The organism is Pseudahrensia aquimaris (assembly GCF_042676045.1).
In the GTDB taxonomy this organism is placed as follows: Bacteria; Pseudomonadota; Alphaproteobacteria; order Rhizobiales; family Rhizobiaceae; genus Pseudahrensia; species Pseudahrensia aquimaris.
The window spans coordinates 393,793-411,558 of the sequence record NZ_JBHTJV010000009.1 but is presented as its reverse complement, the minus strand read 5'-3'; the positions used below and the strand labels follow the sequence as shown (position 1 = coordinate 411,558).

Annotated in this window: 12 protein-coding genes and 1 pseudogene; 8 read left to right on the top strand and 5 right to left on the bottom strand. The window is 52.7% G+C overall.

Annotated elements, in window-relative coordinates; all coding sequences use genetic code 11:
* Nucleotides 1–171: 171 nt before the first annotated feature.
* The 3 genes from ACFQ14_RS10735 to ACFQ14_RS10725 all read right to left on the bottom strand — a co-directional run bounded on the left by ACFQ14_RS10735 (nucleotide 172) and on the right by ACFQ14_RS10725 (nucleotide 5,531).
* Complete coding sequence (locus ACFQ14_RS10735) at nucleotides 172–3,078, bottom strand: tail fiber protein (RefSeq protein ID WP_377212727.1); 2,907 nt, start codon at nucleotides 3,076–3,078, stop codon at nucleotides 172–174.
* 189 nt (nucleotides 3,079–3,267) lie between these two features.
* Nucleotides 3,268–4,959 (bottom strand): matrixin family metalloprotease, encoded by a 1,692-nt coding sequence (locus ACFQ14_RS10730; protein ID WP_377212726.1) that lies wholly within the window; start codon nucleotides 4,957–4,959, stop codon nucleotides 3,268–3,270.
* A gap of 182 nt (nucleotides 4,960–5,141) precedes the next feature.
* Nucleotides 5,142–5,531, bottom strand: coding sequence for an Rrf2 family transcriptional regulator (locus ACFQ14_RS10725; RefSeq protein ID WP_377212725.1), 390 nt, complete (start codon nucleotides 5,529–5,531; stop codon nucleotides 5,142–5,144).
* Between the two features lie 98 nt (nucleotides 5,532–5,629).
* Between ACFQ14_RS10725 and ACFQ14_RS10720 the strand changes: the two genes are divergently transcribed.
* Genes ACFQ14_RS10720 through ACFQ14_RS10705 form a run of 4 tightly spaced genes read left to right on the top strand, consistent with a single transcriptional unit; the run spans nucleotide 5,630 to nucleotide 8,850 of the window.
* Nucleotides 5,630–6,157: a DUF2796 domain-containing protein gene (locus ACFQ14_RS10720; protein WP_377212724.1), complete on the top strand. Its 528-nt coding sequence runs from the start codon at nucleotides 5,630–5,632 to the stop codon at nucleotides 6,155–6,157.
* Nucleotides 6,158–6,180: 23 nt separating this feature from the next.
* Nucleotides 6,181–6,897, top strand: coding sequence for an ATP-binding cassette domain-containing protein (locus ACFQ14_RS10715; RefSeq protein WP_377212723.1), 717 nt, complete (start codon nucleotides 6,181–6,183; stop codon nucleotides 6,895–6,897).
* A complete protein-coding gene (locus ACFQ14_RS10710) occupies nucleotides 6,894–8,171 on the top strand; it encodes an ABC transporter permease (RefSeq protein ID WP_377212722.1) in 1,278 nt (425 codons plus the stop codon). The genes ACFQ14_RS10715 and ACFQ14_RS10710 overlap by 4 nt, the downstream gene beginning before the upstream one ends.
* A gap of 28 nt (nucleotides 8,172–8,199) precedes the next feature.
* The gene (locus tag ACFQ14_RS10705; protein WP_377212721.1) at nucleotides 8,200–8,850 is read left to right on the top strand and encodes a DUF3299 domain-containing protein; all 651 of its coding nucleotides are present in this window, start codon (nucleotides 8,200–8,202) and stop codon (nucleotides 8,848–8,850) included.
* A gap of 653 nt (nucleotides 8,851–9,503) precedes the next feature.
* Here the strand turns inward: ACFQ14_RS10705 and ACFQ14_RS10700 are convergent.
* Together ACFQ14_RS10700 and ACFQ14_RS10695 are read right to left on the bottom strand one after the other, a co-directional pair.
* Nucleotides 9,504–10,632: pseudogene (locus ACFQ14_RS10700) on the bottom strand (IS3 family transposase).
* 64 nt (nucleotides 10,633–10,696) lie between these two features.
* On the bottom strand, nucleotides 10,697–11,965 hold the full coding sequence (locus ACFQ14_RS10695; RefSeq protein ID WP_377212720.1) for a hypothetical protein: 1,269 nt from the start codon (nucleotides 11,963–11,965) through the stop codon (nucleotides 10,697–10,699).
* 734 nt (nucleotides 11,966–12,699) lie between these two features.
* Between ACFQ14_RS10695 and ACFQ14_RS10690 the strand changes: the two genes are divergently transcribed.
* From ACFQ14_RS10690 to ACFQ14_RS10675, 4 genes are all read left to right on the top strand, one after another.
* Nucleotides 12,700–12,855 (top strand): transposase, encoded by a 156-nt coding sequence (locus ACFQ14_RS10690; RefSeq protein WP_377212719.1) that lies wholly within the window; start codon nucleotides 12,700–12,702, stop codon nucleotides 12,853–12,855.
* Nucleotides 12,856–12,890: 35 nt separating this feature from the next.
* Complete coding sequence (locus ACFQ14_RS10685) at nucleotides 12,891–13,202, top strand: transposase (protein ID WP_377212718.1); 312 nt, start codon at nucleotides 12,891–12,893, stop codon at nucleotides 13,200–13,202.
* Between the two features lie 570 nt (nucleotides 13,203–13,772).
* On the top strand, nucleotides 13,773–16,193 hold the full coding sequence (locus ACFQ14_RS10680; RefSeq protein ID WP_377212717.1) for a Calx-beta domain-containing protein: 2,421 nt from the start codon (nucleotides 13,773–13,775) through the stop codon (nucleotides 16,191–16,193).
* A gap of 424 nt (nucleotides 16,194–16,617) precedes the next feature.
* A protein-coding gene (locus ACFQ14_RS10675) for an IS3 family transposase (protein ID WP_377212716.1) occupies nucleotides 16,618–17,765 on the top strand; the annotation gives its coding sequence in 2 pieces (ribosomal slippage) (nucleotides 16,618–16,864 and nucleotides 16,864–17,765; 1,149 coding nt in all).
* The last annotated feature ends 1 nt before the right edge of the window (nucleotide 17,766 follow it).

Below are 17,766 nucleotides of genomic sequence, written 5' to 3'. Positions count from 1 at the left end.
GTCAGATAAATTTGAGTTTGATACATAAGACCGCACCACTGGGAAAAAACTCCCCACGGAGCCGATGCGCCGACCCAAGCTTGCGCGCGATCAGTAAAACAGGAAGCCTTTGTCATCGAGCGTGATGATTGAACTGCCTGCGCATGGGGCGCAGCGGCAGCTAAAAAACGCCTAGTAGAAGATAAAATCACTCTCTTCGATGGTGATGTTGGAACCGCCCAAGCCATCGAGTTCGATTGATTGGTTGGCATCGCTTGCCAATGTTAAAGTGACGTTCGAGGTTCCGTTCCCAGTGATGATGAAGTCGGATACTTGTGTGCCAACGGCGGAGAAAATCTGCAGGAGATCCTGCCCGTCTTCAAAGCCGATGATTTGGTCTTGACCAAAAACATTGCTGACGAACAGAAATTGATCGCTGCCCGACCCGCCATACATCATGTCGTTACCGGTGCCGCCGTCGATTTTGTCGTTGTCGGCGAATCCGTAGAGCGTGTCATTGCCCGCACCGCCTTGCAGGAAATCCGAGGCGCTGCCGCCGACCAGACGATCTTCTCCGCCAAAGCCTGAAAAGCGCACTGCTTGTGAACCGGCGATCATTGTATCGTTAGCAGTGCTTGATCCGAAGAACCGTTCAATATCATTGAACACGTCCTGTTTCAGAATGCCGCCGTGGTTTCCGGTGTCGAGACGCAGCGCCATGCCTGACGTGCTTGAACGGGCATCAAAAGAATCGCTGCCACCGCCGCCATTGTAGGTGTCGCCGTTGCGGTAGTCGAAATCGTAGACGAATTGATCGGTGCCGTTGCCACCAGTGATCTCGTTGGCGAGCAGATTGCCCTTTCCGACGTGGCTCGCGTCATCGGCAAATTGCAGATTTTCCACATTCTGATCCAGAATGTAGGATGCGAGTGTTGTCGACACCGTATCGGTGCCTTCGCCTGCATTTTCCGAAACTGTGTCGCCCCGGTCGTCCACACTGTAGAGGTCGTCACCTGCACCGCCTGCCATCGAGTCGGCTCCACCGCCGCCCATCAGCGTGTCCATGCCATCACCACCGAAAAAGACGTCATTTCCAGCACCGCCGGTGATTGAATTGTCGCCATCATTGCCAACAACCTCGGTTGAATTGATGCCTGTTGTAACCGTAGCGCCGCCGCTTCCCTCTAGTGCAAACTGGGTCACGCTGTCATCAAGCGTAAACGCTGGTGAAAGTCCTGCATTTAAAACAGGAACATTGACGGTAAGACTCTCCACATCGACGGCCACGGTTTCTGGCGTGGTGATAACTGCATTGTATTCGGTCGCAGCTACGGAAATCGTATCTCCCGCGACCGCGATGTCCTCTGCCGCCTGAATGGTCGAAGCGCCTGTTATGAGTTGAGAAACTCCTCCAGTTTCCCGCAACAGATTTACCGGGTCATCGACCGCAACCACGTTGATAGTGCTGGTTGCGATTGTTGAATTGAGCAAACCATCGCTGACACTAACGGTGACAGTTCGGGCTGGTGCTACCGTTGGGGTTTCGCTGGCATGGTTGTAGCGGATCTGCTCGATCGCTGCTTCATAGGCGGCAAGAGATGCCGAGCCCGTCAGGATTATGGTTGTTGTCGTGCTTGCTGGATCAATTGTGATGCCCGTCGGCAACTCTCCTTCAACTGCAAGACTTTCCTGGCCGACATCGACTTCATTTGTGAGTGTGATGGTTGCTGAAGCGATATTGTCGTTTTGCAGGTCAATTATCGTTGTATCTGAATCAGAGATCGCAACGCCGCCATTGTCCTCGATAAATGTTGTTGTAAAGCCTGTTCCAGCTCCGTCTGCATCAAGGTCAAGTTGAGGCGGGGTGTTAGGAAGATCGGCGACCGACAAGGCGATCGTTTCAGTGCCAAACTTCGCGCCTTGTGCCAACAAGGGTCCGTCATGCAAGGGTACCCGACCCCGCAAATCGGGCAGTCCAAAAGTCGTTCGCCCGTCGCCTCCATAAATCGTGCCATAAAGAGAAAACAGTGCTTGGTTTGAGGCAATATCGAGTAGCTGTCCGTTTGCCAGCTCATAGCCGCGTGGGGCGAAGTTTCCGGCAAACAGGGCGACAGACCCAAGAAGCGGATCGGCACCTGAGAGAGGCTCGGGCGCGATGGATCCAATTTCACCGTCCTCGGAAAGAGGACGGGACGGGAACACACCGGTGGTGGCCACGATGTAATTGAGAGCTATGTAAGGCTGAACATTGTTGACGCTGGTGCCAGACCCTCCTCCCGGAACTGGGGGCAGGTTTGCAGTGGTCAGTGTGACATCTTCCTGTCCGCCTCTTTCGCCCAGTCGATAATTTGAAAGTCCAGGGCCGTCACCGGCACCAACAACAACGCGCCCCCGCAAATCAGGCAGGCCAAATGTGCTTCGGCCATCGCCCCCGTAGGTGGTTCCCAGGATTGAGAACAGCGCTGTATTTTGGGCGATGGGGAGCAGCTGCCCGTCTGCCAAGGCAAACCCCCGGGGTGCAAAATTGCCGGCGAACATTCCGATTTCACCGATGAATTGATCGCTCCCAGACGCAGGTTGAGCAGAAACGCCATCTTCTTCGAGGCTTCGCGATGGAAAGATTCCGGTAAGAGCAATAAAATAGTTGATTGCAGTGCTGGGTTGTTCGGTGCTGAATGATGCGCCTGTGCCACCGTAAGAAGCTGGCATGTTGGCCTGAGAAAGAACCACTTCGCTTGTGCCCGTTTCTTCACCCAAAGCGGTAGGATCTAAGCCCGGACCACTTCCTGCATGAATGGCCGCCGCATCGCGTAAGTCTGGCAGCGCGAAAGTGGTGCGGCCATCCCCGCCATACATTGTGCCCAGCACAGAGAAAAGCGCACTGTACTCAGAAATCTGAAGAAGCTGCCCCTCTGCAAAGGCATAACCACGCGGGGCAAAATTGCCGCCAAACAGATCGACTTCACCTAGAAATGGAGAAGTGCTTAGCGGCTGGGCTGTCGCTCCATCATCCAAGGAGCGCGAAGGAAACAAGCCCTCAAGCGCGATCACGTATTTAAGCACCGTTGATGGTTGATAATTGTCGATTGGATCGGGCATCGGATAGTTCCTTTATTTTGACATTCTTGCCTGTCAGCAAACTCAGATTCCGGCCGAAAAACGCGGTCCGAAAATCTATTAGTCTTACGCTAGGGAACTTCGATATTCCCCCACCCCAATGAAACTAAACGCCTATTTCTAAGTGTTTGCAAGGGTTTGGAGGGGCGGTGTGTATGCCACGCATCACGCTTAGTAGAAGAGGAAATCCTGCTCGTCCAAAAAGACAATGGAACCATTGAGCCCCAAGACGCTGATGGTAAGCGCGCTATCTCCGTTGAGTGTGAGCATTGCCAATGACGTGCCATTGTCTGAAATCGTGACGTCAGATATTTGCGTTGCTATGGTTGAATGGATGCGGATGGAGTCCAAACCATCTTCAAAGTCATGGATCGTATCATGACCGAAATTCGCATCAACGAACCGAAACTGATCGGGTCCTTGGCCCCCATAGAGATGGTCGTCACCCTGACCGCCCATCAAAGCATCTGCCCCGGCTCCACCGACCAGCGTGTCGTTTCCGCCATCGCCTCTGAGATAGTCAACTTCATCACCACCGCTAAGGTAATCGTCGCCGCCGCTGCCGGAAAAACGCACGCGACCGGCCCCTGCCAACATCGTATCGGCGTAATCTGCAGAGCCTACGAAAATCTCGATCGAAGCAAACAGGTCCTGATCTGCCGAACCGGCGTTCAGCGATTGATTTTGCAGGTTTAGGTGAAGACCTTCGCTTGCATTGCGGGCATCGAACACATCAAGCCCAAGCCCGCCGGAAAAAATGTCGGCCCCGCCTTCGTCTGCAAGAAAGCGGTCGTTGCCGGCATTGCCATTGAGAATATTGTCCAAGCCATTTCCTCGGCCTGTATTGTCGCCGCCTTCCGTGAAGCGAAGCCGCTCGACGTGGTCGGGTAGCGTGTAGTTCGAGACGCTTGCCCAGACTGCATCATAGCCTGCACCATCCCCTTCAACGACGTCATCTCCCTCATCGTCGACCCAGTATTGATCGTTGCCTTCGCCTCCGATCATCACATCTGATCCAAGGCCACCGTCCAATTGGTCCTTGCCCGTTCCTCCGACAAGCATGTTTTCGCCGGTGCCTGCCAAGAGAACGTCATTCCCCGCATGGCCCATCAGAGTCTCATTGCCCGACAAGGCCGTTGCATCAATTGTGTTGGCAGATGAATTGCCCTCGACCGTGAGGTCTACACCGCTGTGCTGTAGGACGATCTCATCCATGTCGTCCGGCATATAAAATGTCTCGGCTGCAAAATCCTGTTCGCCATAAAGGGCTTGAATTCCCTCAATGTCGTCTGCCTTCAAATCAGCACCATTTGCCAGGCGCAGGGACGAATTCATGATGGCTGTGGTTATGGAAGGCGAAATGTGGGCCAAGCCGAGTGCGTGGCCGATCTCATGCGTTGCCACGATGCGAAAGAAGTCGAAATCGAGCAATTGCAGATTGAGAAAGTCTTGGCTGTCGAAAACAACGTCGCCGCCCATGCCGGTCAGCGGCTGAAACGCCTGGGCGTATATGCCGCCCGGCCCTCCCTGTGAAGCTGCGCCAATGCGGATGGTGGCGTGTTCGCCTCGGCCAAAATCGTCGCCCTGATCTTCAATCTGAATGAATTCTATGTCCCCATAGGCAGACCACGCACCAAAAGCCTCACGCAAAATTTCCGCATAGTTTGGCGGGGTGACCGAAGCGAAGGAAACTGTTTGACCAAAGAAAAAGCCGGGGTCGAGCGTCTGATTGGATAGACCGGGTTCGACTATGCTCCACGTCACAACACCAGCGCTGCCGCCGTTGGTGCCATCAAACCCCGCAAACGCGCCCGAACTTGTTCCGTCGGCATCCGTCCATCGCGTCCCGGCATAATTGGGCATTTTTGCAGTCCTCTTCACGCTCATCGTTGATGCCGAAGAGGTCGCAAGTCAAATCAAATGACTTGCACAGACATCCTCTGCGTTCTGTTGAAAAATTGGTCAGTTTTCTGAACTGCTGGCTTGAGCCAGCAACACCAATGGCAGGTGCCGTGATCCGCTCCCGGCGTGACTGCGCAGTATCTTCAGACCAGATCGGCGAGCGTTGTTTGCTCTAGCTCTTGGCGCATGCTGCGATCTGCGCGTTTGAGCGCGGCCTCCAGACGGGTGTCGAGACGGTTTGCGATCGTGCAACCCCGCGTTGGTTGAGGCTTTGAAGGGGGCGTCGAAAGCGCGGTGTGGATATGACCCAGCGTGATCTCGGTTGGTTGGCGTGTCAGCGTCCAGCCTCCAGATCGCCCGCGTGCCGATGCCACCAAATCCGCTTTTCGCAAAACACCCAAAATACGGCGCACCACAACGGGGTTGGTGCCCGCGCAAGAAGCCAATTGCTCGCTTGTCATGGGATCGCCGCAAGATGCCGCCATATGGCCCAGTGTGTGGAGTGCGACGTTGAGTTGGGAGTTCGTTTTCATCAAAAGGATTTCGCCCGAATATCCATTACGCTGTATTGTAATTCTCTAAGTTACGATTTAACAAGTCTCATCTCCGTCAGTCTTACAGGATCAATCTCATGCGCACACCCCTTACAGTTGGAATCGCTTCGTTGGCTATTTTGGCAACGTCATTTACCCCTGTTCTTGCCACTGAAAAACGTGAGTTGGACAGCCACGAGCATGGGCATGTGAAGCTGGAAATCGCGATTGAAGGCAATGCGATGGAAATCAAACTGGAAGCGCCCGGTGAAAGCATTGTTGGTTTTGAGCACGCGGCGAAAACAGACGATCAAAAAGCTGCGGTAGCCAAGGCGCGTGAGCAGCTGTCAGATGCAAACACACTGTTCGTTATTCCAGCAGACGCCGGTTGCACTGTCCAAGCCAGCAGTGCCGAACTGCATCAGCACGGCAATCACAACGAGTTTGAGGGCGAATACACGTTCAACTGCACCAACACCGCCGCGCTTGCATCTATGGAAACAAAGCTGTTTTCACTCTATCCATCCATTGAAGAGATTGATGTGGACTATGTTTCCGCAAACGGTCAGGGCAGTGTGGAATTGGAAGCTGATTCACCACGCATAACGTTTGCACCGGCGGGCTAGGGCATATTGATGGTTTCGAGATAATGTCGTTTGCCGCAGCGCAAGCCAGCGCCGAGGAAGGCGAAGCCCTCTCCATGCGAGATGTGGCATTTGCTTATCCATCCACCGGTTTTCAAATTCGCATTGAAAGTTTTCGGCTTCACGCCGGAGAGAATATTTTTCTGCGGGGTCCGTCTGGCTCTGGAAAAACAACGTTTCTGTCCTTGGCGACAGGATTGTTGGCGGCGGATGGAGGTGAGATCGTCGTAGCTGGCAAGAAAACGCCGAAGCGTGCCGCTGCCCGTGATGCGTTACGCGCTAAATTTATCGGCATTATTCACCAGCAATTCAATCTGCTGTCTTATCTCGATACACTTTCCAACGTCCTGCTGCCCTTTGCCTTCGGTCGTGGATTTGCTGACGGGGATGAACGCCACAAGGCGAGCGAATTGTTGACCACGCTTGGTGTGCCGCAACACCTTCACAAGGCTCCTGCGCGGGCACTTTCAGTGGGCCAGCAGCAGCGCGTTGCCATTGCGCGGGCATTGATTGGCCGCCCCGCTCTCGTGGTTGCTGACGAACCCACCAGTGCACTGGACGTGGAAACCCGCGACGCCTTTCTTGATATCTTGTTTGATAGCGTCAATGCAGCAGGGTCAACGCTTTTGATGGTCAGTCACGATCCGGTAATCGGTCAACGCTTTGATCATGCCATCGATCTGCGTGATGTCGCTAAAACCGAAATTGGAACAGTTTCGTGAGCCGGCTCTCGCTGCTTGGAAACCTTGTATTCTCGTCGCTGTGGTCACGCCGACTGGCTGTGTTCTTTGTGGTTATGGCGGTCGCTGTTTCAACGGTTCTTTATCTGTCTGTCGAGAGGTTGCGCGTCGGCGCATGGCAAAGTTTCTCTTCCACCGTATCGGGTACGGATTTGATCGTCGGTGCTCGGTCCGGCTCCGTGCAATTGATGTTGTATTCCGTGTTTCGCATCGGCAACGCGACCAACAACATCACGATGGAATCGGTTCGCGATATCGAGGCTCTGCCGGATGTTGCCTGGACCGTTCCGCTGAGCCTTGGAGATTCCCATCGCGGCTATCGCGTGGTTGGCACCAACAAAGAATACTTTGAGCGCTACCGCTACGGGCGCGACCGCCAATTGGCAGTCGAACGAGGCCGCGGATTTGGTGATCTTTTTGATGTTGTGCTTGGCGCGGAAGTTGCTGAGGCGCTGAACTATGAAGTCGGCGACCGCCTGGTCATCGCTCATGGTTTGGGTAGGGCTGGCTTGGTGCGCCATGATGATCTGCCGTTCACCGTTTCAGGCATTCTGGAAGCCACGGGAACACCAGTTGACCGCTCTTTGCACATCTCGCTTGACGCCATCACGGCCATTCACGTCGATTGGTCCACCGGGGCAAGGGCACGCAACACCACGCCAGCAGATATTCTGCGCCAACGCGCAGCGGCGGGTGAGTTAGAGGCTGAAGCTGTCACCGCGCTTTTGGTTGGCACCAAGAGCAAGCTCTCCGTCTTCCGCACAGCACGCGCCATAAACGACTACGAACAAGAGCCGTTGCTGGCTGTTTTGCCCGGTGTGGCGCTGCAGGAGCTATGGTCTGTGATTGGCACCGCCGAACGGGCTCTGTCCGCCGTAGCGTTCATGGTTGTCCTGACCGCGATTGTTGGCTTGGTTGCAACCGTTCTGGCGACGCTGGAGCAGAGACGGCGTGAAATCGCTATACTGAGATCGCTGGGCGCCCGCCCCGGTGTGATCTCTGGCCTGCTGGTCGCAGAAGCCGGTTTGATTACGCTGACTGGATTGGTGCTTGGTGTGGCCATTGTAACAGTAGCAACTCCGCTGGTTTCGGGCTGGCTGCGAAGCACTTACGGCCTCGATTTGCCTTTGACGATTTCGCTTGGCGATCTCGCCGTGCTGACTGCGATCTTATTGGCGGCCCTCATCGCCGCTTTGTTGCCCGCTTGGCGTGCTTATCGTATGAGCTTAAGTGAGGGTTTGGGTGCGTCAGCGTGAGCGAACAATCCTATTTGGAGTGCCACTTATGAAACAGACTGTTGTTGGAACATCATTGGCTTTGGCGATTGCGCTGGGCGGCGGCGCATATTGGTTGAACGCGCAGAGCGTTGCGGAGCAAAGCAAAGTTGCTGCCTCAGCGCAGCAATCATCAGCTTCGAACGAGATTGATAAAGACAATCCAAAGGTCGTCAATTGGGAGGATTTGCTTCCCGAAGGCGAGTTAATGGCGCTACCACAAGATGCTGCTTCGGATTTCTTCGGGACAGACCCTAACCCTTTCTCGTCGTCAGAAACCGGGAATTCCCCAAGTCCCATGATGAGCGTCCCCGTGCCGACTGCTGAACCAAGACAGGATCTGGCGAATACGTTCGTCAAGATTGCGGGTTATATGACACCCTTCAATGTGGAAGCTGGTAAAACCCGCACATTCCTCCTGGTGCCCTATGTGGGTGCCTGTATCCACGTTCCCGCGCCTCCGGCAAACCAGATCGTGCTTGTGGAAACCAGCGAGCCGGTGGAAATCAAGGAAATGTGGGAACCGTTTGAAGCTGTCGGCACTTTGCGGGTTGAGACCATCAGCACAGAGCTTGCAGAAGTGGCCTATACGATGGACCTCGATCGCATCGAACCGTTTGTCTTCGAAGACGAAGCTGATGAAGCGCCACTGACAGACTGACGCACGCGCCAGCCCTTAACTCTGCCAAAGACGGGCGAATATTGCATTGCAGCAAAAAGCTGCCGGGACACAGCTTCGCAAACATTCTTCCATGCTGGAAACCTAAGCGGAAATTCCAACCAAACGATCCAGATTTTAGAGCGCAGAGCAGACCGACGCAGAGACCGCCTAAGCTGCTGAATGATCGATCCAATTATGGATACGGCTAAAGTGGGAGCAAACTGACGGAAAAATGGTGGATGTTTTTTTCTTCAGCTCTGGGGCTCTATCAAAACGAAGTCTGATTGCAGTGGACTTTCAAGGGGTTCGCTAGATTCAAAACAGAGACTCGAGTTCGAAAGCAATAATATCTCGCAATTTCCGGGGATTGGCGGCGTTTTATCAACGGCACGAAAAGTGAACCATTCGAAGAAAACGACAAATCTATGACCTAGCTCAGGATACTGTGACCAGCCCCTAATGGCATGGTATGGCAATTGGTTGGATTACTCATGGGTGGTTGGGGCATCATATTGCACTAATGCAACGAAGAATTGCAGCCACTCGGGATTATGTTGCATTTTGGTGAAATGGAATTGTCGTTGAATGGGATATGACTGCGTCAAAAGCAGGTCAACGTTGACCAGCCCGATTTGATTGGTCCGGCTTGAATGTTAGTTCATGGCGGTCCTTTCTTGCAATGGGACGATGGCCTCGGGTGCTGGAGGTGGGTAGCCCAGTGAGTTGTGGGGTCGTTTGCTGTTGTAGTGGCGCCGCCATTCCTCGATGATCATCTGAGCCTTCTTCAGTGAATAGAAGTTCTCGCCGTTAAGCAGTTCGTCGCGTAGCCGTGCCTTGAAGCTATCGACGTGACCGTTTTCCCATGGGCTCCCTGGCTCAATGTAGGCGGTTTGCGCTCCGACCTTTGTGATCCACTTCCTGACGGCTTCAACAACGAATTCGGGGCCATTATCGGACCGGATGTAAGCGGGAACTCCACGCAGAATGAATAGATCGGTGAGCACGTCGATGACATCAGTTGAGTTGAGATTGCGCTTAAGACGGATCGCCAGACACTCTCGGCTGAACTCGTCCAGCATGTTGAGTGTCCGAGAGTCTGTTCCATCGTCGGTTCAGTGATACGCGAAGTCGTACGACCGGACGTGGTTCATATGCTGTGCTCGAAGACGGATACACGAGACATCATCCAGCCACAGACGTCCTCGCTTGGATTGTTTGCCACGATCCCTCAGCCCCTCACGCCACCATAAGCGTTCAATGCGTCCATCACCAACAGACCATCCCGCATCTCGCAAAAGTGCTGCTATACAACGGGTGCCGTATCGACCGTATTGTCGAGCCAGTTAGATCATGTTAGCGACCAGTCGCTCTTCGTCTTCTCGACCTCGTGGCACATGACGCTTTGTGGAGCGATGTTGACCAAGCACACGACAAGCGCGACGTTCAGAGACGCCCAACTCATCACGTTCCCAGTCAATGCACTTGCGATGACGTGCGGGGCTTGAGACACTTTCCCCGCGCAGCTTCCGCAGGCATCTGCTTGTCTGGCGTCAGATCGAAAACAGTCCTTCGAAGCTGCTCGTTCTCTTTCTGAAGCTTCTTCAGCTCTTTCAGTTTATCTGTTCCAATCCCCCCATACTGCTTGCTCCAGCGGTATGAGGTTTGCTCTATGATAGTAACCTAACGGATTGCATCAGGACGGGGCATTCTCTGTCCAGCCAGCACATCAACCTGACGCAGCTTCGTGACAATCTCCTCCGGTTTGTGACGTTTGCTACCCATCTGTGGTCTTCCTTCTGCTCATCAATAGGGTGGACCACTTCATTCGGAGAGGATCAATGAATTTCTAATAAAACAGAAAATCCACTGCGTCGACAAACACGTTCGCACCACCGTCACCGTTCAGCGTGATAGTGTTTTCGCCGCCGATGGAGTCGTTGAGTGACAACAAAACCGAAGATGTGCCGTTTCCATTGATGGTGAAATCGGAAACTTCATCCGCCACCGCTGAGAACACGCGGAGACGGTCGAGGCCGTCCTGAAAATCGGTAATAGTGTCTTGGCCGAAGCCCGCGAACACGTACTGGAACTGATCTTTGCCCGACCCGCCCGTCAGCATGTCGTTGCCGGTGAAACCACGCAAAACGTCAACTCCGGCGCCACCATCAAGTGTGTCATCACCTTTACCGCCGTCAAGAAGATCGACCGTCGCAGAGCCGCCTGTCAGAACGTCGTCACCGCCAAAGCCGTAGAACTTCGCACGTCCTGCTCCAGCAACCATCACATCATCGGCCGTGTTGGAGCCCCAGAAGACTTCCATCGAAACAAATCGATCGCCCTGCACATCACCCGTACCGGCTTGCGTCGTCTCATTCAGATTGAGGTTCATTCCCGCCGTGCCAAGACGTGCGTCAAAAATGTCGAGCGCGTTGCCGCCTGAAAATATGTCGGCTCCCCCCTCGTCGAGAATGAATCTGTCGACACCAGCATTTCCCTCCAACCTGTTGTCGCCAGAATTACCAGTCGCAATATGGTTGCCGGTATCAAGGAAAGTCAGACGCTCTGTGTTCGCTGAAAGCGTCCATTGGGCCAGGCCATCCACATACACGCGATCGTAGCCTTCATTTGCCAATTCGATAACGGTGTCGCCAACATTATCGACCCAGTATTCGTCATTGCCCTCGCCGCCCAGCATACGATCAGCACCCTCTCCACCATCGAGATCGTCGGCACCGTCGCCGCCGTCAAGATTATCCTGGCCACGCTCACCGTTCAGCACGTCATTGCCTTCGAATCCGGAGATGTCGTCGTTTCCATTCCCGCCAAAAATTTGATTGTTGGTCACCGTCCCCAAGATGGTGTCGTTTCCACTGGTTCCACGAAATTGCTCGTCGACGATATCGATTACATCAACCGTCAGATCTTTTTCAACGGCCCGGTTGGTTGAATCGATGGCTCGGATGCGAACCGAATATTCATTCTGCATCTCAAAATCGAGTTCAACACCCTGCCTGACGCGCAGGGTGCTACCAATGATCTCAAATTTCCCACTAAGGTCGCCAATCAATTGGAAGTTGTGAAAGTCTCCATCGTCAGGGTCGACCGCCGATAGCAAACCGATACCTGCTCCGGCCTCACCTTCGTTTACGGAACTTGACGTCAGGAAGATGTTTCTGGGGGCGTCTGGAAGAGGATCTACCGAAAAGCTATCTTCATAAAGCCGGTTCAGAGTGCTGCGGGGCGATGTCCAGCGAAATCGAAAATCCCCCGCGTCACCGTTAAAGTCATCATCTGGCTTGAAATAAAATGTGAGTGTTGGAACATAAAAATCTGATGAACTTCGAAAAAATCCAGGCTCTCGAAGCGTTGATGTGGTAAGAAGTTTTCGAACGTTCGAGTCTCCTTCCAGATAAAATATATCACCACCGGTTGGAGACTGCTCAACACTAATAATTATTGTGTCATCCGTTGCAAAGCCTCTTAATGTGCGAATTTCGAGGAACCCTGAGTCCTCAGAGACATTAAAATTTTCACCAAGCATTTTATATTTCCAGCATCAAAGTTGTTATCGTTATTAGAAATCGTTTATTATAGTCAATCATAAAATGTTCCGTTCTCGAGATCTGATTTTCACGAACAGAATTCAAAAAAGCCTTAGCGTCCGGGTCTATTGATCAACAGGTTTTCTGATTGAGGCAAATGAGGTTCAAGGAGGCAATCGAAAAGTTTTTCCATGTCTGATTTGTTTTGGTTGTCTGATCGTCAGTTTGCGTTGATGCATCTCTATTTCTTCTAGCCCACGGCATTACACGCAGCAATGATCATAAAGCCATCTCAGGGATCATCCATGTGATCCGCAATAGTTTGCGCTGGCACGACATGCCGAGTGATTGCGGCCCGCACAAGACCGTCTACAATCGCTGTGTACGGTGGAACCGACAGGATGTTTTCGGTCCAATATTCAGCAGCTTGACCGCAAGAGCGGGTGAACCGGACATCGTTTAGATTGACGTCACTCATTTGAAAGCCCACTGAACCGCTTGCAGCGTGGTAAAAAAGGGAATATTCCTCGCCACATTGGACGGGCAAAAAGCGGCCTGAACTCCAAGCTGCAGGCTCTTAGCAACAATGAGTGCAAACCCATAGTTATGGTCCTGACAGCAGGGCAGGTTTCCGATCACATCGTAGCAAAAACCATCTACCATGGATTACCGAACGCGAAGACCCTGATCGGTGACAAGGAATACAACAGCGATGAATTCCCAGCGGCCCTCAAGACCAAGGGAATGGCTTCATGCATCCCACCAAGAGCCAAACGAAATAATCCTGCTAAGTGCCGAGAACCAATTTAAAAACAGCGATATAAGGTCGAAAACACGTACAGCAAACTGAAAGACTGGAGAGGCATCGCGATCCGCTATGATCGGTGCGCGGGCACATCCTTCGCAGCAATAGCAATCGCTGCTATGGTCATTTTCTGGCTGGATCAATGAATCCTCACACTAGGTCTAGATAATTGTGACCAGTTCTGGATGATATAGTATAGTGCTTTGGCGAATTGCTGAATATTATTTGTGGCATCATATTACATTAAAGCAATATAGAATTTCAGTTACTCGAAATTGATTTTTTTGAGTGGGATATGAATGCGCTAAAGGCTAGGTAACGTGTATTTGCCAACGTTAATGCTGCTTACGGAATTTGACCTCGTTGAAGCAATCAGCATCAATGATTGCCCGGACTGACAGATTAATTTGGCGATTGACCGGCAAGCATTCCGATATTGAAGACTATGGGCGAGCCCTATTCCAAATAGCGCCGCGTATTTATAAATAGCAATTTGAAATGAACTAAATTTTCAGTTGACACTCAATTAAAATCTCAAATTATGGGCTGGAATGGAATTAATTGGGGGTTACGGCATGGTGCAGATTTCAATTTCTGGGGATACAGTCCTCGAGAATGACAATGAATTTTTGGAGTTCGTTGTTACCCTGTCAGAGGCTGCTGTTGATGCGGTGACGGTGAACTTCCGAACGCTTCGTGGTACGGCTCTCGACGACGATCTCGACAACTCACTTACCGGAACTCTGAACAATGGAACGCTGACATTTGCGCCCGGTCAGACGTCTGCATCGATCTTCATTGAAGCGAACTTCGACACTTTAGACGAGCGCGACGAACACGTCATTGTCGAGCTTTTTGATCCAAGTGCAAACGCTGTCTTTGCGGGAGACCTCCCGGTCGCAAGAGCAACAGGGGTGATCCTTGATGATGATGGACCGGGTTCTAACCTTGCGTTGTTTGTATCCGAGCCCGTTCTGGTCGAGGCCGATGCCGGTCAAACCAACGCTGTCTTTGAGGTGCGGCTGTCGCAGCCAGCGCCATCCGCCTTCTCAGTGAACTACCAAACCGCCGATGGAACCGCTGTTTCCGGCCAAGACTATATCAGCACAAGCGGCGTACTGTCCTTCGCGCAGGGTCAAGAAGTCCTGTCGGTTTCGGTGCCCGTAATCGGCGATACTGTCGGCGAGATGGCAGAGTTCTTCTCGCTCATCGTCACGCCTCCATCCAGTCCATCCATCGGCACCGATGGCGCAGTCGGAGAGGCAACAATCCTCGACACAGACACATCCCCGCTGCCGGAGATCAGCATCGAGGGCGATACCGTCCTTGAGGATGACGTAAACTACCTGCGCTTCGTTGTTACCCTGTCCGAGGAAAGCACCTCACCCATTACTGTGGACTTCAACACAATAACAAGGACAGCTTCCGCTGCAGACTTTGACAACTCACTTACCGGAACTCTGAACAATGGAACGCTGACATTTGCGCCCGGTCAGACGTCTGCATCGATCTTCATTGAAGCGAACTTCGACACTTTAGACGAGCGCGATGAGTCACTAGCGATCCGTCTAATCAATCCGACTGGTGCAGTTTTCTCAGGCGGTGCTGATACTATCGAAGCGATCGGGTTCATGCTCGACGATGACGGTGCGGGCCTCAACATTGCTCTGGCAGGGACAGAGCTGGAAGTCTTTGAATTGCCGCAACCGGAAACCACATATTATGTGCCCGTAGAGCTTTCTCAACCGAGCAGTGTACAACTGGTTTTCAATGTCTCGGCTACTGACGGCTCCGCTAACAGTACAGATTTCCAACTTCTGGACCCGACGGTCACATTCGCACCCGGCCAAACGAAAGCATCTGTTGCGGTTAGTATCAAGGGCGATGCTATGGTGGAAGGCGATGAGATGTTCAGTCTTGATTTTTCCCCTCAAGCAGGCCTCCCCTTTGCAGGAAATATCCCAACCACATTCATAACGATTAAAAATGGTCCATTGCTGCCTGGGCCGACGAACGGAAACGATGATCTGATCGGGACCTCTGGAAATGATACAATAGACCTACTAGCTGGCAATGACAGCTATTCCGGTTTGGGCGGCAATGACACCATATTTGGGGGTGCGGGTGGTGACAGTCTAGATGGCGGCACTGGCGCTGATACGATGTACGGCGGCAGCGGCAATGATCGATTTTACGTCGATAGTACATCTGATCGAGTGTTTGAGAGCGCCAACGAGGGGTATGATATCGTCTATGCAAGCTCTGCTTCTTGGACACTTTCAGCCAACACCGAGAGACTAATCTTCACCGACAGTGGCAATCATGTTGGGCGTGGCAATGAGTTGGATAACAGACTCAATGGTAATGCAGGAATAGACCGATTTGTCATTGATGCTGGAGGAGCGGACGTTTTCTCAGGGGGTAATGGGCGCGATTCCTTTGACGCACGGTCCAGCTCAGAAGGCATGCGTTTGTTCCTCAACAATCAGGCGTTGAATGGCGATGCCGTTGCGGGTGACATATTTGCTTCCATTGAAGTATTTTTAGGTTCATCCACGGCAGATGATTTCATGCGCACAGGCGAAGGCCGAGCCCGTTTTGCAGGTTCAGGCGGCAATGATCGGCTCTACGGTGGCAACAGTGTTGACTACCTTCAAGGCGATGCAGGAGATGACGATCTCCGTGGCGGCAATGCTCGCGACACACTGATCGGCGGCACCGGAAACGACGATCTTTACGGCGGTAAAGACAGAGATCAATTCCGGTTTGTTGAGTCCGATTTTGGTCAGGATACCATCCACGACTATCAAGACGGTCTGGACTATTTCCGCTTCTTCTCAGCGGTAGCGGATGATTTCTTTGACTTCACGATTACTGGAAACGGCACTTCGAGTGTCCGCCTGACGCTGGCCAGCGATCCGACGAATTTCATAGACGTCAACGGCAATGGCGGTTCAATCGTCACGTTGGATGCTGGTGACTTCTCTTTCTATTAGGGGTGATCTGAGCAACTGCCTTTAAGTCTGATAGCTTGACGTATCGAACCATCGCGCTCTGCAGGCACGGTGGTTGACCTGCCCCCGAGAATTTGGACCATCCAAAGCTGGAATTTTCCATTTATGATCCCTTTGTTGGGAGAAGGAGATTTCCATGAAAGCATCAAAGTTCAGTGAGGCCAAGATTGCGTTTGTCTTGAACCAGCCATGGCCGCATAACTAAAACCAAACAGCTTCCGGTAAACTGGGGGCGGTTCCAACTGGACCAGTCAGATGAGGCTGATCAAGTCGCGCAATTTGGGACATTTGGTGTATTGTTATTGTTGTGCCTATTATTCATCTAATGATGTCATACGCTTACTCTGAGTAGCCCCTAGATTTGTAGACACCTTGGTCCTTACAAAATGAGGACAAGGAGGCCGTTATGGGCAGACCAAGATTTAGTGACGATTTCAAACGCGATGCGGTGCATCAGGTTGTTGAACGGGGTTATCCGGTTGCGGAGGTTTCCCAACGCTTGGGTATGAGTACGCACTCGCTGTACGGTTGGATAAAGAAGTTTTCAAAGCCAGATCAGCCCAATTCGGACGATGAGCAGGCAGCTGAGATACGCCGGTTGAAGAGTGAGTTGATGCGCGTCACCGAGGAACGCGACATCTTAAAAAAGGCCACCGCGTACTTCGCGCGAGATGCAAAGTGAAGTACGCGTTTGTGGTCCAGCATCGTCCGTCGTTTTCAGTGCGCGCGATGTGCCGTTGTCTTCGCATCCATCCCAGCGGGTTCTATGCTTGGTTGAAGATCCCACTGAGCAATCGGGCGCAGGAAGACGAGCGTCAGACAAAGCTTATCAAGTCTGCATGGAATGATAGCGGCAAGGTCTACGGGTATCGTAAGCTGCATGATGACCTGCTCGACCGGGGCGAGACATGCTGTCCCAACCGTGTAGCGCGACTGGCTTCTCTTGCGGGTATCAAGGCCCAGATTGGCTACAAGCGCCGCCCTGGATCTTATGGCGGAAAGCCGTCTGTGGTTGTCGATAATACGCTGGCGCGCCAATTCGATGTTGCTGCGCCAGACACCGCTTGGGTGACGGACATAACCTATATCAAGACCAACGAGGGGTTTGCCTACCTAGCAGTCGTCATTGATCTATTCTCGCGGCGTGTGGTCGGTTGGTCAGTTCAGAGCAGGCAGACAACCGACGTCGTATTGCAAGCGCTGCTGATGGCCGTGTGGCGGCGCAAACCAACACAACGAGTGCTGATCCACTCGGACCAAGGCTCACAGTTCACCAGCATTGATTGGGCATCATTCCTTCGCCAGCACAATCTGGAGCACTCGATGAGCCGACGTGGCAACTGTCATGACAATGCTGTCGCAGAAAGCTTCTTCAACCTGCTCAAGCGCGAACGGATCAGGCGGCGAACCTATCGCAGCCGCGAAGATGCCCGGCGCGATGTGTTCGATTACATCGAGATGTTCTACAACCCGAAAAGGAAACATGCGAGAAACGGGATGCTGTCACCCGTCGACTTCGAACGACAGCAGAAATTGAACGCCGAGAGTGTCTAGG

Coding starts and splice junctions, on each gene's coding strand:
- ACFQ14_RS10735 (WP_377212727.1), bottom strand. CDS start 3,078: ATGCCCGATCCAATCGACAATTATCAACCATCAACGGTGCTTAAATAC.
- ACFQ14_RS10730 (WP_377212726.1), bottom strand. CDS start 4,959: ATGCCCAATTATGCCGGGACGCGATGGACGGATGCCGACGGAACAAGT.
- ACFQ14_RS10725 (WP_377212725.1), bottom strand. CDS start 5,531: ATGAAAACGAACTCCCAACTCAACGTCGCACTCCACACACTGGGCCAT.
- ACFQ14_RS10720 (WP_377212724.1), top strand. CDS start 5,630: ATGCGCACACCCCTTACAGTTGGAATCGCTTCGTTGGCTATTTTGGCA.
- ACFQ14_RS10715 (WP_377212723.1), top strand. CDS start 6,181: ATGTCGTTTGCCGCAGCGCAAGCCAGCGCCGAGGAAGGCGAAGCCCTC.
- ACFQ14_RS10705 (WP_377212721.1), top strand. CDS start 8,200: ATGAAACAGACTGTTGTTGGAACATCATTGGCTTTGGCGATTGCGCTG.
- ACFQ14_RS10680 (WP_377212717.1), top strand. CDS start 13,773: ATGGTGCAGATTTCAATTTCTGGGGATACAGTCCTCGAGAATGACAAT.